14 protein-coding genes are annotated in these 15,862 nt (G+C 34.0%); 10 read left to right on the top strand and 4 right to left on the bottom strand.

The genetic code is table 11. The features are described 5' to 3' along the window. Positions 1-47: 47 nt before the first annotated feature. Both IJE13_RS03540 and IJE13_RS03535 read left to right on the top strand, forming a co-directional pair. A complete protein-coding gene (locus IJE13_RS03540; RefSeq protein ID WP_292777158.1) occupies positions 48-809 on the top strand; it encodes a tRNA(His) guanylyltransferase Thg1 family protein in 762 nt (253 codons plus the stop codon). A gap of 80 nt (positions 810-889) precedes the next feature. Further along, positions 890-1,687 carry a Mov34/MPN/PAD-1 family protein gene (locus IJE13_RS03535; RefSeq protein WP_292777154.1) on the top strand — a complete coding sequence of 266 codons (798 nt, stop codon included), beginning with the start codon at positions 890-892 and terminating at the stop codon, positions 1,685-1,687. 144 nt (positions 1,688-1,831) lie between these two features. Here IJE13_RS03535 and serA read toward each other — a convergent pair whose 3' ends face one another. Then, entirely contained in the window at positions 1,832-3,406 is a 1,575-nt protein-coding gene (serA, locus tag IJE13_RS03530) for a phosphoglycerate dehydrogenase (RefSeq protein WP_292777152.1), read from the bottom strand. Between the two features lie 305 nt (positions 3,407-3,711). On the opposite strand from serA, the gene IJE13_RS03525 reads away from it, so the two are divergent. From IJE13_RS03525 to IJE13_RS03500, 6 genes are all read left to right on the top strand, one after another. Then, positions 3,712-4,053: a heavy metal-binding domain-containing protein gene (locus tag IJE13_RS03525; protein WP_292777150.1), complete on the top strand. Its 342-nt coding sequence runs from the start codon at positions 3,712-3,714 to the stop codon at positions 4,051-4,053. Between the two features lie 159 nt (positions 4,054-4,212). Further along, on the top strand, positions 4,213-4,839 hold the full coding sequence (locus IJE13_RS03520) for a TetR/AcrR family transcriptional regulator (RefSeq protein WP_292777148.1): 627 nt from the start codon (positions 4,213-4,215) through the stop codon (positions 4,837-4,839). Continuing rightward, positions 4,839-5,933 carry a radical SAM protein gene (locus IJE13_RS03515; RefSeq protein ID WP_292777145.1) on the top strand — a complete coding sequence of 365 codons (1,095 nt, stop codon included), beginning with the start codon at positions 4,839-4,841 and terminating at the stop codon, positions 5,931-5,933. The genes IJE13_RS03520 and IJE13_RS03515 overlap by 1 nt, the downstream gene beginning before the upstream one ends. 181 nt (positions 5,934-6,114) lie before the next feature. After that, on the top strand, positions 6,115-6,876 hold the full coding sequence (locus tag IJE13_RS03510) for a hypothetical protein (RefSeq protein ID WP_292777142.1): 762 nt from the start codon (positions 6,115-6,117) through the stop codon (positions 6,874-6,876). A 119-nt stretch (positions 6,877-6,995) separates the two neighbouring features. After that, the gene (fdhD, locus tag IJE13_RS03505) at positions 6,996-7,826 is read left to right on the top strand and encodes a formate dehydrogenase accessory sulfurtransferase FdhD (protein WP_292777140.1); all 831 of its coding nucleotides are present in this window, start codon (positions 6,996-6,998) and stop codon (positions 7,824-7,826) included. 137 nt (positions 7,827-7,963) lie between these two features. Beyond that, a complete protein-coding gene (locus tag IJE13_RS03500) occupies positions 7,964-8,395 on the top strand; it encodes a nuclease (RefSeq protein WP_292777139.1) in 432 nt (143 codons plus the stop codon). A 40-nt stretch (positions 8,396-8,435) separates the two neighbouring features. Here the strand turns inward: IJE13_RS03500 and IJE13_RS03495 are convergent, their stop codons facing one another. Both IJE13_RS03495 and IJE13_RS03490 read right to left on the bottom strand, forming a co-directional pair. Continuing rightward, on the bottom strand, positions 8,436-8,603 hold the full coding sequence (locus IJE13_RS03495) for a hypothetical protein (protein WP_292777137.1): 168 nt from the start codon (positions 8,601-8,603) through the stop codon (positions 8,436-8,438). A 42-nt stretch (positions 8,604-8,645) separates the two neighbouring features. Next, complete coding sequence (locus IJE13_RS03490) at positions 8,646-9,623, bottom strand: transcriptional regulator (RefSeq protein ID WP_292777341.1); 978 nt, start codon at positions 9,621-9,623, stop codon at positions 8,646-8,648. A gap of 138 nt (positions 9,624-9,761) precedes the next feature. Between IJE13_RS03490 and IJE13_RS03485 the strand changes: the two genes are divergently transcribed. Both IJE13_RS03485 and IJE13_RS03480 read left to right on the top strand, forming a co-directional pair. Further along, positions 9,762-11,012, top strand: coding sequence for a tRNA(Ile)(2)-agmatinylcytidine synthase (locus IJE13_RS03485; RefSeq protein ID WP_292777135.1), 1,251 nt, complete (start codon positions 9,762-9,764; stop codon positions 11,010-11,012). Positions 11,013-11,382: 370 nt separating this feature from the next. Then, on the top strand, positions 11,383-12,633 hold the full coding sequence (locus IJE13_RS03480) for a DUF3100 domain-containing protein (RefSeq protein WP_292777132.1): 1,251 nt from the start codon (positions 11,383-11,385) through the stop codon (positions 12,631-12,633). 211 nt (positions 12,634-12,844) lie between these two features. On the opposite strand, the gene IJE13_RS03475 is transcribed toward IJE13_RS03480, so the two are convergent. Next, entirely contained in the window at positions 12,845-15,664 is a 2,820-nt protein-coding gene (locus tag IJE13_RS03475; RefSeq protein WP_292777130.1) for a right-handed parallel beta-helix repeat-containing protein, read from the bottom strand. Between the last annotated feature and the right edge of the window lie 198 nt (positions 15,665-15,862).

Raw genomic sequence — 15,862 nt, 5'->3', positions numbered from 1 at the left:
TCTAGTGAGATTCATAAATATTAAGAAAAATTAGTTTAGGTGATTGAATGAAGGATTATGAGATTTATTCAACTATGAAGGTTCCAAAGAACTCAAACATCATCATACGCTTGGATGGTCGCAAGTTTCATAGTTTATCAAAAGCATTAAGTCTTGAAAAGCCTTATGATGAGAAGTTTTATAAGATCATTTCAAATGTTTGCCTCGACATCTTCAATCAGTTCGCACCTAAATTCATTTACACTTTCTCAGATGAAATCAGCATACTCTTGGATGAGATTCCATTTTCAGGGAGAGTTGAGAAGATAAATTCAGTGTTCGCCTCACTGGCCTCAAGTTCCTTTACATATTATTTATTGAACGAATATTCTAATGAATTTGATTTGGACAAGCTATCAGATAATGAAAGGAATATTGTATTTCCTATATCCTTTGATTCAAGAATAATTCCAATAGACGCTCACCATATATCAAGCTACTTCAAATGGCGACAGGATGAATGTTGGAGAAACTGCATCAACGGATATGGTATCTGGGCACTCAAAAAGGAATACGATTCTGAAGAGGCAAATGAAAGGATAAAGGGATTAAAATCAAATGAAATCCATGACCTTCTCTTTGAAAGGGGAATAAACCTCAATGATGTTGAAACCTGGAAGAAAAGAGGAATCGGAGTTTATAAGAGGTCATGGGAGATTGAAGGTTTCAATCCTAAAAAGCAGGTAAAGACAGTATCCACAAGGTCTGAAGTTTATGTTGATTATGAATTGGACATTTTCAATCAGGAATTTTTTGAAGAATTAGAATGAAATTTTACTTTAATAAGAATTTTTAAGAATTATAAATTTAACTATTAAATTATCTATTTTTTAAAGCCAGATGTGATGATATGGGATTTGATGATTTAGTATCCAAGATGAATGAAAGGAATCAGTTTGAAAGGGTCTGTGTTGACCAGGGAGTGATTGATTCTGTGGTTTTCTATTCCAAGAAGTCATATCCCAATGAGTTTTTGGCCATGTTTGACGGTCATGTAAAGGATAAGGTTCTCTACATTACAGGGCTATTGTTCCTTCCTGGAGAGAGGTCACATACAAGTGCCAGCTTCAATGACTGGATGATTCCTCCAAGCCAGAAAAGATGGGGTTCCGTACATTCCCATCCTGGAAACAATGCAAATCCTTCCCATGCGGATCTTATAACATTCTCAAAGCATGGTCCATTCCACATAATCGTTTGCGAACCTTATTCATTGGAAACAATGAAGGCATATAATGCTTATGGCGAACCAACTAGCTTTGAAGTTGGAAGTTTCTCCGATTCAAATAGGGATTTGATGCTTGAGGACTTAGAGCAGATCAAAGAGGAGATTGATGGAATGGAGGATGAGGAACTCAGTCCGTCATTCTTTGATTTGGATAAGGACCTTTCATATTTTGATGACGATAGGGAAAAGACCAATAAGTATTCCCATGAATTGGATGAGACTCTTAATCCTTACAGTGTTTCCGATGAGGATTTGGGAGCCATTGACTTGAATCCGAAAGTTGTTGAAATAGGTGGGGAGAGAATAAATGGCCAAAGCCCTAAATTAGGTCTTGTAATTGAGTTTAGGGATGGAAAGCCTATTTTAAAAGGAGTAAATAACAGATTCCTTGAAGATTTGGATGATGAAAATAATTATTAGATTCATTCATCTAAAAAAAATATATTGATAAAAAACTATTTTTAAAAAAAGAAAAAGAGATTAGAATTCAATTGAATTCTAATAATTATTTTTAGTTCAAATATGAACTTTTTAATTTTAATTTTGTTTTAACTGTTTTTCCACTTAAAGGGTTAATCTTGCGGCGTCATAGACATTGTCCAATTGCTTGATTGCTTCAACTGCCTCTTTAGTGGCAGGTTCATCCAAGGTAAGGATCATGATGGCCTCTCCACCGGAGGAGTCTCTTCCCACTTGCATGATGCCTATGTTAATGTTTTTCTCTCCGAAGATGGTACCGATTGCACCGATGCTTCCAGGAATGTCCTTATATTTTGCAATGAACATGTTTCCTTCAGGTTTCACATCCACCCAGTATCCATTGACCTTGATGATCTTTGGTTCGTGCAAGTAAGTACCGTCTGCAGACATTTGGCCAGCCTTGGTTTTGGCAGCAACCTTGATCATGGTTTCATAACCTTCGCTGTCATCGCTTACCGCTTCGGTAATGCTGATTCCTCTTGCCTTTGCAACAGTGGTTGCGTTTACAGCGTTAACTGCAGTTTCAGTGATTGGGTTTAGTATACCTTGCAGGATGGTTCTTGTGAAGAGTTCTCTATTCGGAATCTTTGCGATTTCACCTTTGTAGGTGATTTCCAATTTGTTTATTGGGCTGCTTACGGATTGGGAAATGAAGCTTCCTAACTTTTCACAAAGCTCCAAGTAATTGTTGGTTCCTTCGAATTCACTGTTGTTCATGCGAGGCATGTTGATGACGTTCTTAGGCATGTCTCCTTTGAATAATGTGATCACTTCATTCGCTACGATGATAGCTGCATCCCTTTGAGCCTCTTTGGTGGATGCTGCAATGTGAGGGGTGCATACGATATTGTCCAATTCGAATAATTTGTTGTCCTTTGCAGGTTCCTCTTCATATACGTCAAGACCTGCTCCTAAGATTTCTCCAGTAGTCAACGCTTCGTACAATGCGTCTTCATCAATGACTCCACCACGTGCACAGTTGAATATGAGTGCGGTGTCTTTCATAAGTTTGAATTGTTCAGTGGAAATTGAATGTTCGGTTTCAGGAGTGAGTGGAACGTGAATGGTGATTACATCCGCTCTGGTCAATACGTCTTCAATGTCTTCGTATAATTCCACACCCATGTTCTTAGCCACTTCAGGTGGCAAGTATGGGTCGTAAGCGATTGCATCCATTTCAAATGCCTTGCATCTGTTTACAACTTGTGATCCGATTCTTCCCATACCGATTACACCAAGGGTCTTGTTTCTAAGTTCCATACCCATAAATGCCTTTTTCTCCCATTTTCCAGCTTTGGTGGATTTGTCAGCAATGGCTATCTTACGGATAGTGCTTAGGATGAGTCCCATTGTGTGTTCAGCTACAGTGATTGAAGTGGATTCAGGTGCGTTGACTACCATGATACCTTTTTTGGTAGCTGCATTCACATCAACGTTGTCCACACCTACACCTGCCCTTGCAATGATCTTGAGATTGTCTGCCTTTTCAATCACTTCAGCAGGCAATTTGGTTCTGCTTCTTATGAGAATTGCATCATATTCCCCGATTGTTTCGAGTAATTCTTCAGGGGTTATGCTTGTGTCCACAACAACTTCACATACTTCCTTTAAGTTTTCGATTCCTTGTTCATTTATTGCATCTGCGACTAATGCTTTCATTATTTCACCATTTTCCATTGAAATGAATTTTTATAAGTTTTAAATTTTTTAAATTAATGATAAATTACCTAATGAAATATAATCAAGATTAGATAGTTTATAATATTATTATCTATTGTTGACATTATATTTAAATAATTGTACAAAATTCATATTGCTGTCATTTTCATTTTATCTGATGTTTTTAATATTTATTTCAGTTCTAAATTCTTTAAATTAGATTTAATAAAGTTTATATACTTAATGCCTCTATATTATTATAGTTAACCTTTGTTAACGCTAGAAAAATAATGTGAGGTATTTAAATGGTAAGTATAGAAGAATTTCCTATTGCAAGTGCGGATTATATTCCAGGATACAAGATTGTAGAAGAAAAAGGATTCGTATATGGATTGACAGTACGTGCACGTGGTCTTGGCGGAGACATCGGTGCAGGATTGAAAGGACTGTTAGGCGGAGAGATCAAGCAATATGTCCAGATGATGGAAGAATCAAGAAATGAATCCATTGAGCGTTGCATTGAGCACGCTAAGGAATTAGGTGCAAATGCAATCATAACCATGAGAATGGATTCAGACAGCATATCCCAGAATATGCAGGAAGTATTGGCATATGGTACTGCTGTTGTAATTGAAAAAGAAGAATAGATTTCTTTTTATTCTTTTTTTATTACTTTTAATTATTTTTTCTCTTTTCATATTCATTAATTTCAGCTATTTTTTTCTTTATTTTGAACTTTTCTAATCATTAACTTTATATATCATCACTTCAAAATATATAACTACCGAACGGTAGGTAGGTAAAATATGAACACTAAAGAGAAGATATTTGATGTGTCTTTAGATTTGTTTTCAAAAAAGGGATATGATTCCGTTTCACTTAGAGAGATTGCAGAGGAAGTGGGGATTAGAAAAAGTTCAATATACAGCCACTACTCCTCTAAAGAAGCGATATTGATGGATATATTTGATTACTTAAGAAACCTTTTTGAATATGATGAATTGCTGAATAATGAGGAATTGGACTTGAGTGCAGACAATGAGATATTGATTGAAAACCCTGAACTTTTCTATCATATGGGTTCTGAAGCCATCAAGACAATGTTCTCTGAGGAGAGAAACCTTAAGATATGGAAATTGATATTTATCCAGATGAATCATAACGAAAAGATCAGATTCTTTTTCCAGGATGAGATACTTGTAAAGCCATTGATTTTTTGGGAAGGGTTCTTCAGCATTTTAAAGGAAAAAGAAATTATTAGGAAAGATTGCAACCCTAAGCTATTGGCTAAGGAATACTATAGCTTTCCAATCTATCTTCTTTTGGAGATTTGTGCGAAATATGATGACATTCCTGAAAGCACATTGGATAATTTCTTTAAGGAAGCGGAAGAGCATGCAAACTTCCTTTTGGATTGTGTGAAGGTGAAATAATGGCAGAAAATAATTTAAATTTACAGGAATATCTTTCGAGTGGAGTGGAGAGTATTCTAAAGGATGCCATAAGGGCTTCACTAAAGAATCCTAAGGAAAGTCTGTTCTTGGCAAGATTTGCAAAACATGCAAGAAAAGCGACCAAAATTAGAGGGAAATATAATGAAAAAGGCCAAAACATTCCTGTTTTCTTGATTGCAAGCATTACAAGCACATGTAACCTCCATTGCACAGGATGCTATTCAAGGGCAAACAATGCATGCAGTGATGATGCCCCATTAAACCAACTCAGTGGAGATGAATGGGAGGATATATTCACTCAAGCAAAGGATCTTGGCATAAGCTTCATCGTTCTTGCTGGTGGAGAACCTATGATAAGGGAAGATGTCATCAGCAAGGCAAGCAATTTTCCAGAGATTCTATTCCCTATCTTTACAAATGGAACATTGTTGAATGATGATTATCTAAAGCTATTTGATGAAAACAGAAACCTTGTCCCTATCTTTTCCATTGAAGGAGATGAGGGAACAACTGATTCAAGAAGAGGAGAAGGAGTTTACAGTCAGCTATTGAATTCAATGGAACTGATGAAAAGGAATAATATCATTTTTGGTGCTTCACTTACCTTTACAAAGGGAAACCTAGATGGCTTGCTTAAAAGAGATTATATTAATCAATTAAGGGATTTCGGATGCAAAGTAATATTTTTCATTGAATATGTTCCTGTAAATGAAGAAACAATAGATTTGGCTCCTGGCGATGATGAGAGAGAATTATTGTTAAATGAACTGGAACATCTTAGAAAGGAATATGATGATATGCTGTTTTTATCATTCCCTGGTGATGAAAAGGAATCTGGCGGTTGCTTGGCAGCAGGTAGGGGATTCTTCCATATCAACTCCCATGGAGGAGCTGAACCATGCCCCGCTTCACCTTACAGTGACATAAATGTTAGGGATTCCTCTCTTCTTGATGCCCTTGATTCCAAATTATTCAAATCTCTTAGAGATGGTGGAATCCTTTTGGATGATCATGAAGGCGGCTGTGTCCTTTTTGAACACAAGGAAGATGTTGAGAGAATATTGAATGAATGATATTCATATTCTCTATCCTTTTTCCTTTTTTCATTAGCTATTTTTTTAACTTTTTTTCGATAAATATAATAATTATTTTAGTTAAATTTTTATTTAGATTTAAAAAATTTATTATTCAATTTAGGTTGTGTTTATCATATTTAATCAAGATTTAGAATTTAAAGGAAAATCTATCCCTAGAGTGGTTTTGGGAAATGCCCCATTTCTTGCAGATGCCTATTTCGGCCATAGGACTCGATTGTATAATTTGGACTTGCTTAGAAACCCTAAAAATGTAAGCAAGATCATCGAAAAATCCTATGAATGTGGAGTGAAGTCCATTAATTTAGCAAACAAGGAGAACCTGTTGAAAGCATTTGACATTGCCTGTAAAAACGGTGTGGAAATGAAGGCAGTCTCCACTATTGGAAAGACTGAAATGGATTATGTCTTCCCTAATTATGAACAGGCTAAGATGGAAGCCACCTGGAAGGAAGACATTGAAAATCTCTCACAATTCGATAGCTCTATGATGCTTGTTGATGAGTTCCTTATAGACACATATGACTGGGATTTCATAACTGAGATATTGGATGCAATCAATGATGCTGGAATTCCATCTGGAATAATCACTTCTTTTCCTTTCAAAACAAGTGAAGAATTAATCGATTCACCTATTCTTGAAGATAAAAGCTTGTTTGACTTTTACATGATTCCAGTAAACAAGCTTGGATACATGATGGATGTTCCTGATTTCAGGTCTGATAAGCAGGATGAATTGAAAGGAATGCTAGATAAAATTGACAAAAAGATAATCATCAATAAGATTCTTGCAGTTGGTATTCAAAGACCAGAGGAAGCTTTCAATTTCCTGAACACTTTGGATTTTGCTGATATGGTTTCTGTTGGTATTGCAAGTGAAAGAGAGGCAGAGGAAACATTCAAAATTTTAAATGAAATTTAATATAAATTTATAAATATAACTATTGTTATAAATTATATTGTAAAATTAATAAATTATAGAAATTGATAATGTTAAAATTAAGATAATTATTAGATTTTTATTTGTTTTAAGGTGAGAATATGGAGTTCATTAAAAAGATTCCTGCAATCAGATGGGAAAATGGAAAATATGAGCATGTTGAGGAAGAAACTGTTGAGGATGAAAACATATATTTCTATATAGACTTCCTCCAGCCACGTAAGTTTTCCACATATCCTGCAGATTTGGATGATTTTGCCGTCGGATATTGCTTAGGGGATGGATTGATCAAGTCTGTTGATGAGATTGTAAGCATCGAAATCGATGACAAGAAGGTCATCATCAAAACTGTCAATATGCATACTCCAGAAATTGACCTTGAAAGCGATGATTTGGTTCAGGAAAAGGAAGGTGGAGCTAAACATGCCTGTGCCTGCAGACTCTTGGAATATCAGGGAGTTATGTCTGATAGTGCAGGGGGATGGAGAAGTGAGCTTAAAACAGTTGAACCAGTGGAATCTGATTTGGTTGTCAATGCAACAGAAATTATAGAAAACATGAAAAGGCTTACTGCCAAGGCGGAAATATGGCAAGAGACTGGTAGTGTTCATGTTGCACAATTGGTTTATGGAGACCAGTTCATTACCCGTGAGGACGTAAGTCGTCATGTAGCTGTTGATAAGGTAATCGGTGCAGCTGCTAAGGCAGGATTTGACTTATCCCAATGCTATGTATGCTATAGTGGAAGAATGCCTGCAGACATGCTTATAAAAGTGGTTAGGGTAGGTATTCCTATATTGGTTTCAAATGCAGCTCCTGCAGGATCCGGTTATGACATTGCAGAAAAGGGAAACATTACCATGGTCGGATTTGTACGTGGTGACAGATTTAACCTTTATACTGCAACAGAAAGAATCAATTTGGATAAATGATTCTTTTTATTTTTTTCAATCAATATATAACTATTGTTATAATTCTAATGTTTTTTAATAATTAACTTTTAATATTAATTTTTAATATTTAAATTTAATTTTTTAATTTTATATTTAATTTAATGAAAAGTGATTTTATGTCAAATGAAAATCAGGAAAGGAAAGTTTATAATCTTCTAATATCCAAGGGCATTGACACTTATGATGAGTATGAATTCTATAAGGAGAGAATTAATAGCCAAAAGGATTTCCTATGGAATGAATATAATACAGAAGATGATGAGTTAAATGAGGATCTGTTTGATAAGATAGATGTTATTGTACTGTTATATGGCCTTTATCATGACAATAAGGACATTTGTGATGAATTGATAGATAAGTCAAAGGAATTGGATATTCCATTGCTTTTTGTCCGTTCATATGGTGTGGAATATGTTATAGAGGAAATAGTGGAAAAGGCTGATGCTGTGGTCGGATGGAATCCCCATTGCATAGTTGATGCAATTGAAACTCTAGTGGAAGGAGAAGAGGAATGGATAAAGCCATGCGACATTGAAGATGAATCCTGAATCCATCTCCATCTCAATCTTCCTTTTTTTTAAATTTAATCTATTTCTTAAACTTTTCAACATAAATGTTAACTGCAATTACAATAATTGCAAGAATGCCTAATCCTAAGATGATTGGGTTTTTGACTCCAACATAAAATGTTAGAATGGCAGCCAATATCAATGCAACAATAAGTATGATCAGTCCTTTGTTCTTTTCCAAATCCACATTTCCACCTTTTTTTAATCGATAAAATAATAAAAAATTAAACTAATTGTTTCTTCTTTCCCTAATCAATCTCAAGAACTCCTTGGAATTCTCGACCTCTTTCATTTCCCATGATTTTATTACTGGAATTCCATCGATTGAATCCTTGATTCTATCATCCTTAAGCACAAAGAATGGGTCTGAAGAGGTTACAAGTGAAAGGTCCTTCAGGCTGATTGCCATCTTCTTCAATGTCTTTGTGTTCTGCTCATCCTGAACATTCAAATTTGCTATGAGTGGAGTCTGCTCTTTCTTTCTGGTAGCTATTTCAGCCTTTGCAAGTGCATCAAATGGGCTTTTATTTGTTGAAACCACACCGAAACCAAGTTTTGCCAAGTTTTGTGCATTGGTTCCTTGGGTTTGGTTTAAGTTGCTTGTATCTGCCTTCAGCTTGATGTCTTCCTGATAAGGCTCGAAAAGGTCGATGTCAAGGGTGATCTTTGTATTCAGGATTTCCTCAAGGAGCATTGCAGTTTCAGTGTTTGCTCTCACCATTCCATTCTCATACTTGTACATTGTAGCTCTTGAAACATGTGCCAAATCGGCTAAATCCTTCAAGGATAAGTTGTATTCTTCTCTGTATTCCTTCAGGACATTTCCATTGATTTGGACGTAATATCCTCCACGATCTGCAAGAATTTCAGGATATTCGTCATATACAATCATGTTTTTAAGTGTTTCAAGGCCAATTGCAGGAAGTCCATGCCTTTCATAGACAACATCCTCTTCCAATATATGATTTTTTGATTTGACTCCGACAATAATTGGGCTAGCCAAGAAAACATGGGATATTTGTCGGATTTCTTCCACATGTGCTTCGTTAATACTATCAATATTTACGAGGACTTTTAAAAGTAGGATAAGCAATTTCTTACGAGCAACTATATCAAAGCAGCTTTGTTCATAGATATTGGATGTTTCAAAGCCCTCTTTGTTTAATAGCTGATAAACTTCTCGTATCAATTGATTCCTATTAGTTATTGCCATAGGATTACCTCGCATTATGTAGAATTTTTAAGAAAATTTTTATTAATTAGTTTAAATAAATTTTAATAATATTATTATCTTTAAAGATTAATATAAAATTGACTATTTAATTTTTACATATTCAGTGATATTATGGATTATTTTTATATTGGAATAGATGATACAGACTCTCCGGATGGAATGTGCACAACATTTCTAGCATCCACTATCCTAAACGAATTTAGGGAAAATGGCATTGAAATCATTGGTTATCCTAGATTGATTCGTTTAAATCCTTTTGCCAGATTCAAGACAAGGGGAAATGGAGGAGTATCATTTAAATTAAGTTTAGATCAAAACATTGATTTGGCAAAGGAAATTGTGCTCAAGTATGTATCTGAGCTTTCAATGTTTGATTGTGACAACACCAATCCGGGAGTTGTTTTCTACCAAGGTGAAATCACTGAAGAAATGATTGAGTATGCCTTTAAGGCAATCTATTCCATCATCACTATCGAAGAGGCAGAAGAATTTGCAAATAAGATTGGAGCTGAAATTCATAAGTTCAAAAAGGGAAGGGGAATCATTGGTTCCATTGCAGCTATTTCATGTCCCCTTGAAGATTTTACCTATGAGCTATTGGCATATAGGGATTCATCCAGATACGGTACAGTCAGACAAATTGATTATGATTCTGTAGTTAAGATGGACAAGGAGACTTTTCCGGAAACCTTTGAAAATATAGATGGAAAGTATTTGGCAATTGAACCTAAAACTCCATGTCCTGTATTGTATGGTATCCGATCCAACAGTCCTGAAGTTCTATTGAAAGCAAAAGATATTGTCATTCCAAATGAGGAAATTGTTGATTCATGCATTTTCAAAACCAATCAGCACACTGATATGCACATTCAAAATGTAGAAAATATTTCTTCAATGAAACAGTATTCCTGCTATAAAATAAAAGGATTTGTTAAGGACAAACCTCATATAATTGAAGGCGGACATATGTTTTTCACTTTATATGATCAATCTGGTGAAATTGAGGCTGCAGCATATGAACCAACCAAAAATTTCAGAAAGGTTGTAGCAAAATTAATGGCTGGGGATGAGATTGAGCTCTATGGTGGAATCGGTGAACAGAACACTTTCAACATTGAGAAGTTCCAAGTCATAAATCTGAACGAGTTTGTTTATAAAAATCCTGTTTGTGATTGTGGAAAAAGAATGACTTCTGCAGGAAAAGGAAAAGGATTCAAGTGCAAAAGCTGTGGTAAAAGAATAGAATCAGATGAAAAGGTTCCAGAAAAGGTAGAAAGAACTTTAGTAAATGGTAAATTCTATGAAACTCCAGTTTCAGCAAGACGTCATTTATCAAAGCCTTTGATTCGCATGAATCTCTAGATTTTTTAGCATTTTTAAAATAGGCATTCATGATGTTTAACGTTAGTATTAATATTTTTCAGATAACTCTCTGATTTTAGTTAATTTTTTAAATGCAGTAATAAATTATCATGATTTGTAATGAATTATCATTATTTATAATTTTTTAGAATTAAATAGATTAGTTTATAAATAATAAACTTAAAACTAACATTAATAATACTTAATTTATTTTATAAAATTTTTTCTATACAAAATCTTAAGGCGGGATTTTATTACTGGTAATCAACAGCACCCATATAGGGAAAAAACAGATAGGGCAATTAAGAAGAGACCTCCATGGAAGGAATATAATCTTCATGTTGTTGTCTTTATTTTGGTTGTAATATCTATGTTTATTGGTGTTAAGGAGATTAAGATAACTGACACTATCAGTATTTTGTTGCTGCCTTTAATTTATGCTCTAGTTATGGGATTGGCTCTTTATTTAGCAAAGCCTATTAAATTTGTAGGCAGCAAGCAATCTAAAGTGGCTGAAGGGGCTATGGTTTTATTTATTGGTGTTTTAATCTGTAAATTGGCTATTGCAAGTGGTCAAGCCATATCCAGTATTTTCCAAGTAGGTCCTGCTTTGATCTTACAGCAGATAGGTAACTTAGGAACCCTTTTGGCATTGCCTATTGCACTGTTTTTTGGTTTCAGAAGGGAAGTTATCGGTATGACCAGTTCCATTTGTCGTGAACCTAACTTAGGAGTCATCATTGACAAATATGGTTTTAAATCCCCAGAAACCCGTGGAGTTTTAGCTGTTTTTGTCATTGGATCAATTTTAGGTACACCTTTCATTAGTTTCCTATCAAGTATCAGCGCTTCACTTATCCCTATGCACCCATATGCTTATGCAATGGCATCAGGTGTAGGAAGTGCAAGTATGAATGCAGCGGCTCTTGCTCCGCTAATGCATATGTTCCCATCAATGGCTACTCAGCTTGAGGCTTTTGCTGGATGCAGTAACCTTCTTTCATTCTGTTTCGGTATTTACATGTGTATATTCGTTTCACTCCCTCTTGCTGAGAGAATGTATACCTGGTTGTCTCCTTTGTTCGGGCCTAAAGATGAAGAGACTATAGATGATGAATATGCAATTGAAGGAGTCAAGCATGATAAATATGCAACTACAGATGACTTGACTATAGGTAAGCTTGAAAGATGGGGTACTTTCCTTGTATTGTTCTCCTTTATTGTAGCTGTTGGAAACTTCATAGGATTTAAGACTCCAATCGTTGATGCATTCATTGGAATGCTTTTGATTTCAATCATTACCATTATAGGAATGTCTCTTGAAAGGCTTATTCCATGGAATATCCAATCAATCATTTACATAAGCTTAATCGGTATATTTGTAGCTATTCCTGGTGTTCCAACTGCTGATTTCCTGGTTCATTACGTTTCCCAAATTGATTTGACTACAATCTGTACTGCATTCTTGGCTTATGTTGGTATTGCAATTGGTAATGATTGGGAAGAGTTCAAGAAGATCGGTTGGAAAGGAATCATCATTACCTTAATTGTAATTTCAGGAACTTACCTTTGTTCTGCAGCTATTGCACACTTCACTTTAATAGCTACTGGAATGATTTAATTAATTAATTTTTTTAAAAAATAGTAGTTACTTATTTTCTCTATTTTTTTCTGATTTTTAAAAAATAGCAGAAATTATTTTTTAATATTTTTTCTTATTTTTAAAAAATAGTTGATTTTTAAATTTATAAAAAAAGTAAATGATAGAATTAAATTCTATCAAAAAATTTATTATTTTTGTATTCTTTTATAGTTAATTTTCATCTTCTTCGTCATCTTTTTTTTCTTTTTAGTGCAAATAAAATGAAGAATAAGGCCAATGCTATAGGAATAATCAATAATCCATAGTTGATATTAAGCTCTTTATCGGCATTTTGATTTTCATTGGAATCATTTGAATCCGCTAATGGAGAATCAATACCGGATTGAGTTGAATTTAATATTTTCAGATTATCTTTAACATTTTTCAAATTGACATTTTTGTTAATATCCCTTTGATTAGTGTTAAAATCATTATTATTCTCTTCAGATTCATTAGTTTTAGAGCTGTCTGAACTATTAGAACTATCTGGATTATTATTTTCATTGGATTTTTTACTATTATCTGTGAGATTTAAGCTAATTGTCTCACCATCAATATTTGCACTGACAACGCTATTTGACTTAAGGGAAATGGTTTTTAAAAGAGAACCTTTCTTAACATTTAATTCATAGCTTTTTTCATTTCCATTCGCTTCTTTTACCTTAAGAGATGTTTTAAATGTTGGCAATAGATTAGGTTTTTCTAATCGTTCTTCTTCACCATTTTTATTAATGGTTTTATCAAAGCTAATATTCAATCCTAAACTAGAGTTTACTTTAAATGGGGTAGTGTTTGTAAAACTCATTATAATCCATTTAAAATCATCACCAATCTCATAATTTAAAGAAGCTTGGAAATCCGGGTTATTTGAACCCCACCAATTATTATTTAAGGAAATATTCTCTTCATCGCTATATACATCATTTCCAGAGGATGCCTTATTGTCCGAAAATGATGAATGGCTGATTGTAGTGTTTTTTCTAGCCATTATAGCCCCACCTAAAGAGTCTGCAGTATTCTTATTGAATATTGATCCGCTTATCTTAAGGTTTCCATTATTGTCAATTGCCCCTCCATTTGCAGTTGCTTCATTATCAGTGAAGTTTGACTTGATTATTGTTAAATCTCCACCATTGTCAATCGCTCCAGCACCGTAAGCGTAATTCTTTTCAAAATCACAATCCTCAATGGTCATTATTCCGCTATTGTCAATGGCTGCACCATAGCTAATGGCTTTGTTTGATATGAATTTAGATGATTTTATTGTGGAATTTCCTTCAAATGTGAAGATTACTCCCCCTTCATCTGCACCGGAATTCAAACTGAAAATGGAATTTGAAATGTTCATGTTTCCATTTCTCATAAAGATAACTCCGCTTTTATGGGTTACTTTCTGTTTTGTAAATTCTGAATTGTTTATCAATAGGTTTCCATTGCTATAGATTGCCCCTGCTTCGTATGCCTTGTTATTCTTGAAAATTGAGTTATTTATAGTGGTGTTTTTTGAGTTGTATATGACTCCACCATATGTTGCTTCATTAGAGTTGGCATTTAGCTGGTTTAATTTCAATAATCCATTATTGTATATTACTCCACCGTTAGTTGCCTTGTTGCTGTTTGCTGTAGAGTTTGAAATATCCAATGTTTTTTGATTATATATTGCTCCGCAGTTTTTAGCATTGTTTGAATTTAGAATGGATTCTTTAATGCTTAAAGTGCCTAAATTGTATATTGCTCCTCCTTCATCTGCCTTGTTCTTATTAATGCTGGAATTGCTAATTTTTACAGAAATATCATTTATATAAATTCCTCCACCAGACTTTGCACTATTGTTTTCTATAATTGAATTGCTTATTTCTGATGTGTATTTATCTAAATAAATTCCTCCTCCTTTGCCATTTGCAGCATTATTGATTATAGAGGAATCTTTCATTTTCAAATGTGCATCTGGGCAACTTATTCCAGCACCAATTTCTCCTTCATTATCTTTAATTGTTGAATTGGTAACTGCCAGCCAAGATCCAGCATCTGCGAATATTCCTCCCCCTCTTTCAGCAGTGTTGTTAAATATTGAGCAATTTATTACATCCATACTATATTCAAAGGTATATAATCCTCCACCACACCAATCAGCATAATTGTTGCTTACATTGGAGTTATATATTATGCATGTTCCCCAGTTCTTTACAGTTGCTCCTAAATTAGTTGCTTTATTATGGGATAAATCTGAATTATTGATAACGACCTTTCCATGATTATTGTATATTACTCCTCCACGAGCAGCAGTATTATTTAGAAAACTTGAATTGAGAATCTGTATATTCCCATTATCAGTGTAAATAGCTCCTCCATCACTTTCTCCTTCATTGAATCTAAATAGTGAATTGGATATGATTACATTTGACTGGTCGTGATAAACTGAACCTCCAATGCTTGCATAATTGCTTTCAAACAATGAATTGTTTACATTGAGAATGGACCCTTTAGAGCAGTATACTGCTCCTCCACCAGAGTTGGAATTGGCTATTTTGGAACTTTCAATAGATAATTTTCCATTATTGTATATGGTTCCGCCATCTCCTCCATCATTTCCATTAATTAAACTTAATCCATTAATCTTCACTTGAATATTTTCGCCGATTATGAATATGTTTGATTTAGAATCAGCATCCAATATTGTAGTGAGATTGTCAGAGTTCAATGGGCTTGATTTCAATGAATCTATATCTAAATCATTGTTAAAACCATAAATGTTCAAGTTTTTATTAATGTATATTGGAGTTCTGTTTCCTTTATAAGTCTTGTTTTCCAAATATATGGAATCCCCATCTTTAGCTTTATCGATTAAGTTTTGCACATATTTAAAGTCATCACCAACAGATTCTTCTTTTAGGTTTTCTTCGTTGGCTTCCTTCAAATCAATAGTTGAACAATCATTTAATTCAATATCCTCTGATAGGGAATCGCTTATTATAATCTCATTATCACTTGCATAAACTGCATTAATCATTAATATCGAAAAAATTAAGGTAAAAATAAAAATTAACTTAAATTTTTCATTTATTATTATTTTCACCTCCAATTATCGTTATATAAATAATTAAAAAACTTTAAAATCATTTTTTTCAAGTAAAATGTATTTTTTAACCTTTTTAAATTATTTATTCTTTATACGTTATTTAAGATTGTATTTACGTTAATTCATCAT

It is taken from the genome of Methanobrevibacter sp. (assembly GCF_017410345.1).
GTDB lineage: Archaea > Methanobacteriota > Methanobacteria > Methanobacteriales > Methanobacteriaceae > Methanobrevibacter.
Note: the sequence above shows the minus strand (reverse complement) of the source record. Positions and strands in the feature narration are given on the sequence as shown.